Annotated in this window: 3 protein-coding genes; all 3 read right to left on the bottom strand. The window is 27.8% G+C overall.

What is annotated here, in order from left to right; translation table 11 throughout:
- Positions 1–70: 70 nt before the first annotated feature.
- Positions 71–847, bottom strand: a complete 777-nt coding sequence (locus ON17_RS03080) for an alpha/beta fold hydrolase (protein WP_017192040.1) — start codon at positions 845–847, stop codon at positions 71–73.
- A gap of 34 nt (positions 848–881) precedes the next feature.
- Positions 882–3,467, bottom strand: coding sequence for a valine--tRNA ligase (locus ON17_RS03075; protein ID WP_017192039.1), 2,586 nt, complete (start codon positions 3,465–3,467; stop codon positions 882–884).
- Positions 3,468–3,563: 96 nt separating this feature from the next.
- Positions 3,564–4,176, bottom strand: a 613-nt coding sequence (yihA, locus tag ON17_RS03070) for a ribosome biogenesis GTP-binding protein YihA/YsxC (RefSeq protein WP_017192038.1), incomplete at its 5' end; no start/stop codon positions are given.

Genomic DNA, 4,176 nt, shown 5'->3' with positions numbered 1-4,176 from the left:
TTATATCATCTATTTTAACAAAATAAATATCTTTTTTTTAAAAAAAATAATTTCTTCAAAGGCATTATCGTCAATACCTTTGATCTAGCCATAAAACCGTATCTTCAAACGCTTTGGCTGCTTCTATATCGTGAAATAAATTATGATAAGACTCTTGATATAGAATTAATTTTTTATCTTTAGAAGGTACTTTTTCAAATAAAAAAGAACCATTTTTAAAAGAAATAATTTTATCTTGGATACTGTATAAAAACAAAACAGAACCGACATAAAAAGATAATCTTTTTTGTAAATATTGAGGACTTAAAACTAATAAATTTCTCATTAAACGCGGAGTAACATATTCTAAATGATAAGGGAAATAACCCTTATATATAGGTGTATGAGCGATTTTATTAGATAAAAAATTAAGTTTCCTTGGTTTAAAATTAAACCAATAAAAAGGGTATTTTAAATGTTTATTATTCAGTACATGAGTGGGAGCAGAACTAATAATAGAACCGTTAACCTCGCCGTATTTTACCATATAAGCGTTAGTAATAATTCCGCCCATACTATGACCGATTAAAAAAATTTTTAAAGAAGATTTTTTTTTAATTTCCTTCACAAGAGAAGCCAGATCATCGACCAAAACATGAAAATTATTCACATCACCTCTCGAACCGCCGCTTTTTCCATGTCCTCTAACATCGTATAAAATAACAGCATAACCGGTTTGACATAAAAAGTCAGCTAAAGGGAGATAATCTTGTGAACTTTCGCCTAATCCGTGAGTAATAATAATATTAGCTTTCGGATTAAGAACGTTTTTAAAATTAATATAAAAAAAATTTTTATTAATAAACATATCAACCTTTTTCAAGAAAAAGAAAGGTTAATGATTAACCTTCTTGATCTTTATTTTTAATTAATTTTTCATATTGACTTAAATATTTTTTATATTTTTCTTGTTCTTCTTGGATTTTAACTTTACTAGCTTTTTCTAAAAAGGAGGGATTATTTAAAATCTTTTCACTTCTTTGAATTTCGCTTAAAAGTTTTTTTAACAATTGTGGCGATTGATTATCAGATTGATTTTTTTTCAAAGCTTGCAAGTCTTTTTTAAACACGAAAACATATGTATCTTTGTCAAAAAACAACCATTCGTATTGTTCTTGTTTTAGTTTATGGATTGTTTTAATCTCAGAAGCCATTAAAAAACTCTTTAAAACAGGTTTAATAGTGTTTATTTCGGATAGTTTTTCTATAGGAGCTTCTATATATAAAGATAATAAAGTAGTTTTGGTTATTTTATAATTTTGTCTAAATTGACGCATTTTCACAATTAAATTTTTAAAAGTTAAGAAATAATCATCAGAGGAAAAATTAACTGCATTAATTTGCGGTAATTGTTCGTTAATAATAGGTTGCGCAAAAGCAAATTCTTCATAAATAGCATCAGTCACAAAAGGAATGAAAGGATGGAGCAATTGTAAAGTGATTTTTAAAATATAAAGAGCGAACTTTTGGGAATTTAAAGATACCTCTCGATCGTACTCTTTTAAAACAATTTTTAAAAATTCTAAATGCCAATTGGCTAAATCTTCCCAAACAAAATTATACAACAGACTTCCTACAATGTTAAATTCGTATTTATCGTATAAATGGTTTGTTTCTTCCATTAAACGCGATAATTGCAATAATAAAAATTTTTCCGGCATTAATAACGTTTCAGCGTTAAAATTAGTTTGATCTGTATTAATGTTTAATTTAATAAAACGACTAATGTTCCAAATTTTATTAATAAAGTTCCAACTGGACGATATTTTAGTTTCGTTATATAATAAATCCGCACCTGGGGAAGAATTAGTGGTTAAAAACCATCTTAAAGCGTCTGCACCGTATTTATCAATGATATCTATCGGATCTACGCCGTTTCCTTTAGATTTAGACATTTTTTGTCCTTGAGAATCTCTTATTAAACCATGCAACAAAACATCTTTAAAAGGTATTTTTTCAATTAAATTCATACTTTGTAAAGCCATTTTAGAAACCCAAAAAGTTAAAATATCATAACCAGTTACTAAAGTGTCAACAGGAAAACGTCTTTGGAATAACTCTACGTTATTATTAGGCCATCCTAACGTACATAAAGGCCATAAAGCGGAAGAAAACCAAGTATCTAAAACATCTGGATCTCTTTGAAAACCATCGCCTGGATCTTGCGATTGGACTTTAATTTCATCGCCTTTATACCACACAGGCAAAGGATGTCCCCACCATAATTGACGAGAAATACACCAATCTTCTAAATTTTCTAACCAATTATTAAAAGTTTTTAAAAAACGTTTAGGAAAGAAGTTAATTTGGTGTTCTTGTAAAACAGATTGCGAAATAGCTTTAGTTTTTAAAAACCATTGTAATGATAACCTTGGTTCAATAACGACGCCAGAAATGCTTGAAAAGCCGATTGAATGGGTATAATCCTCTATTTTAGCCACTAATTTTTTCGCAGTTAATTTTTGGATTAATTGTTCACGACAATCAAAACGATCCATTTTATCGTATTCTTGCGCTAATTCGTTCATAGTTCCGTTAGGATTCATACAAGAAACTATTTGTAAATCATGTCTTTGAGCAATTTGGAAATCGTTTACATCGTGAGCCGGAGTTACTTTTAAAACACCTGTTCCAAAACCCTTTTCCACACAATTATCAGCGATAATAGTTATTTTTGCGTTTGTTCCAGGAACTACCACTTTTTGACCGATTAAATGTTGATATCTTTCGTCATTGGGATGAACGGTTAAAGCTTGATCTGCAAAAATAGTTTCCGGCCTTGTAGTCGCCACTTCTACATAATTAGCATTATCATCGACTAAATAATATCTTAAATAGTATAATTTACCCTCTAATTCTTGATAATTAACTTCAACTTCAGAAATCGTAGATTGAGTAAAAGGGTCCCAATTGATAATTTTATAATCGCGATAAATTAATTTTTTGTCGTAAAGTTGAATAAAAACTTTTTCTACTACTTGGCTAAAATCTTTATCTAAAGTAAATTTTTCATAATCATAATCAAGATGAAGACTTAGACGCTCCCATTGAGTATGAATATTTTTAGTATATTCATCTTTCCATAAGGAGGCATATTTTAAAAAGAGTTCTTTGGTTAGATTTTGTTCGGCAAAACCTTTTGCTTTTAATTTTTGTTTGATTTTACTTTGAGTCGCTATACCGGCATGATCCATTCCCGGCAAAAAAAGGACGTCAAAACCCAACATTTTTTTTCTTCTGATAATGATATCTTGTAAAGTATTATTCCAAGCGTGACCTAAATGCAGTTTGCCCGTAATATTCGGAGGTGGAATAACAATAGTGAAAGGTGTTTTATCGGAGTTATTTTGTGTTTTAAAATAGCCTTTTTTTAACCATTTAGCGTATCTTTTATTTTCTACTAATTTAAAATTATATTTTTGTTCCATATTTTTCTTAATCCTAATTTTTTAGCTTTAGTTCATAATAATTATTATCTTATACCAAAAAGTATCAGATTTAACAAAAAAATAAAAAATAATGAATTATGTATTTATTTTATCATAAATCAAATTAACTATTTCATTTAAACCATCTTTATTTTTGCAAGAAAGTAAAAACATAGGAATATTTTCTTCAAACGCACCAAATTCTTTTTTGATTCTTTGCATTTGATTAATAACTTGATTTTTCAACACTTTATCTTTTTTATTTAAAATTAAAAAGACCGGTAAATTATATTCTCTTAAATTATAATAAATATCTAAATCCATCTTTGTAGGACCCACTTTAAAATCAATAATTTGAAAAATAATTTTAACAAAATAATTGTTTTGTAAAAAATTATTAATCATAGGGAAAACGCTTTGTTTAAAAGTTTTATTTCTTTTAGAATAACCATAACCTGGCGAATCAACTAAATAAAAAGAATCATTTAATAAAAAATAATTAACAGTGGTTGTTTTACCAGGTGTTTTAGAAAATAAAGCTAATTTTTTTTTATTCGTTAAAGCGTTGATAAAAGAACTTTTGCCAACATTACTGCGACCCATTAAAAAAACTTCTGATAAACGAGGAGTGGGACAGTCAATAGGACCTTGAATACTTTTAATAAAAACAGATTTTTTAATCATTTTTTCCTCAATATATTTCTTATAT

This window comes from Poinsettia branch-inducing phytoplasma str. JR1 (assembly GCF_000309465.1).
GTDB lineage: Bacteria > Bacillota_I > Bacilli_A > Acholeplasmatales > Acholeplasmataceae > Phytoplasma > Phytoplasma pruni.
This window is presented reverse-complemented; position numbering and strand designations above follow the sequence as displayed.